The sequence below is a fragment of the Microcystis sp. M49636_WE2 genome (genome assembly GCF_030065375.1).
Classification (GTDB): domain Bacteria; phylum Cyanobacteriota; class Cyanobacteriia; order Cyanobacteriales; family Microcystaceae; genus Microcystis; species Microcystis aeruginosa_C.
In genome coordinates this window covers 1-2,331 of record NZ_JASJFG010000262.1, presented here as the reverse complement: position 1 = coordinate 2,331, position 2,331 = coordinate 1, and the positions used below count along the sequence as shown (strand labels likewise).

2 protein-coding genes are annotated in these 2,331 nt (G+C 40.3%); one reads left to right on the top strand and one right to left on the bottom strand.

The genetic code is table 11. The annotated features are described in order from the left end of the window. The first annotated feature begins 553 nt into the window (after window positions 1–553). Window positions 554–1,150 (top strand): LamG domain-containing protein, encoded by a 597-nt coding sequence (locus PX484_RS06345; RefSeq protein WP_287768475.1) that lies wholly within the window; start codon window positions 554–556, stop codon window positions 1,148–1,150. A 219-nt stretch (window positions 1,151–1,369) separates the two neighbouring features. Here the strand turns inward: PX484_RS06345 and PX484_RS06340 are convergent, their stop codons facing one another. Next, window positions 1,370–1,936: an REP-associated tyrosine transposase gene (locus tag PX484_RS06340; RefSeq protein WP_287768473.1), complete on the bottom strand. Its 567-nt coding sequence runs from the start codon at window positions 1,934–1,936 to the stop codon at window positions 1,370–1,372. Between the last annotated feature and the right edge of the window lie 395 nt (window positions 1,937–2,331).

Genomic DNA, 2,331 nt, shown 5'->3' with positions numbered 1-2,331 from the left:
TTCTAGCAAATGGAGAGAATTCTTGTCCATTAAGAAATGTTACAAATTACATGGGTACATTAAGAAAAGTTAAGGGGTTACATCCATTGATGGATAAGGGTTTTCGGCTATTATAGTATATATGTATGGGGGGAAGTTCAGCTATACAAGGGCTAGAGCAACTTTTGATTTCAACGACTAGGGTGCGGAATGTGGGCTAGATAGTCAACAGCTTACCGGGAAAAGCTAGATTTTGTAACAAGATTTAGTATTACTTAGTGCTGTGTATAGGGAAGTTGCGAATTGTTAACCTTAGCTTTGCTAGGAAAACGAAACATGGTATTATGACCCCAAGTCCGTGAAAAGCGGCAAGGTTTTCAGCCGATCTGTAGGTTGGATTGAGGTGATAAAACTCAACATTACCTTTTTCTTGCTAATAAAATCGGTGTTGCCGAAGGCACTGCGAAGCAGACCGCACTTAATCAGAGAAAGTGATCGCAGTCACTCGACAATTAGCCAAGTAAGCTGAAAGCCGATTTTTCCAAAGTACCAATTTCAAAAATTTGAGGAAAAAATGACAGACATAAGCAATGCCCTAGTTTTACAACTTTCTACGGTGGTTTTGCCACTCGGTGGTTATTTCTCAACACCTCGATTAGACCTTCATGCAACTAGCTTTACCATAGCTACAAAGGTTCTCCTTGATAGCACGGCAAACCGAAATATCCTGATTGGCAATTGGAAGGCAAATGATTGGCAATTACTTTTTGCTATCAATGCGGGAGGGCTTCCTGCAATTAATCTGCGGAAAGATTTGCCAACAGCAGGCTCTGATCCAACTCAAGATTTAGTTGGTTTAGTTGGTACTATATCTGTGGTTGCTAAACAGTTGACTCATGTTGCGATTACATTCGATTGGGGTATCGACTTTCGGTCACCAAAAGCAACCCTGTATGTTGGTGGAAAAGCGGCGGGAAGTGTTTCGCCTACAATTCAACCAGATCCGCGCGTACATAATCCTTACACGTTAAAACCTAGTCCAAATTTCTATCTGATTGGTCGCAAAGAGGATAGTGGAACGGGTGCTAACGAGCAGTTTGCAGGTCAACTCAGTGATTTTCGTATTTACACTACGGCATTAACAGCGGCTCAAATCAATCAATTGCTATAGCTTGAGCGATCGCTGATATTGTAGTGCGATCGCCGATCTTGTAGGTTGGGTTGACGAAAGGAAACCCAACATTTCTACACAGAAAATATCCCCTTTCCAAAACGAATTAACACCATTATCTTTTAATTTGTTGGGTTGCGTTCCTTAACCCAACCCACCGAATTTTTGAAAAATTTTAGTTGATCTTGTCGGTTGATACGACGAAACCCAACCTACATTTTATTCCATACCAATATCACTATCAAAGATCAGCCTTTCTGAAGCCCCCCACATCTGATCATAAATTCCTTCTTCAACATAACGATGAAAACTGGAGTGTTGCCAATCTTTCGGAGCATTTACTAATCCATGATGCACGGGATTGTAATGGATGTATTCGAGATGATTAACAAAATCTCGATCGCCGTAGGCGCGCCCTTGGCGACCATCTCGAACTTGATGCTCCCAAAAGCGACGTTGCCAAATAGCCTTTTCTCCTTTATGTTGTCGAGATGTTGAAATTTTACCCTGATATTGAGAATGACATTGACGGCTAAAATAACTTTTAATTAATCGCCAACGAGTTGAAAAATCTGCATCTGTTTCAGGCAATGTCCAAAGAGCATGAATGTGATCTGGTAAAATGACAATAGCATCAATCTTAAAATGATGTTGTCGCATAACATATTTAAAAGCATTTCGTAGTAAATCCACATTTTCAGGTTCACACAAAATTTTGTGACGATTGTATGTCACAACTGTAAAAAAATAAGTAGCTTCAGGTGTTTTTGCTCTACGGTATTGCATCAAGTTAGAATAACATTTATTGGATTGGTGTTTACGCAACTGGCGTTGGGTTTCGTGCCTCAACCCAACCTACCAAACTTTAAGACCGCAATTCCTTTGGCTTTTGAAAGTGCGATCGCTATTATCTTGTTGATTAAATTTTAAAATTGCCATTGCTTGGGATAGGAACGCAAAGGGCGATCATTTTTTGTGATGATGAGTGCGATCGCTTTTTGAGAATGAGGAGAGGCGATCGTTTTTTTTGGGATGAGAAGGGGCGATCGCCTGCCCTGAGATTAATCTCTCAACAAAGCTCGAAAACCAGCTTGCTGAAAATGAATATCCGTTGTTAATGCTTCCGTTATTCTACGCTCTTCCATTACAATAAAAGAAATACAGTCAACAATTCCCCAATT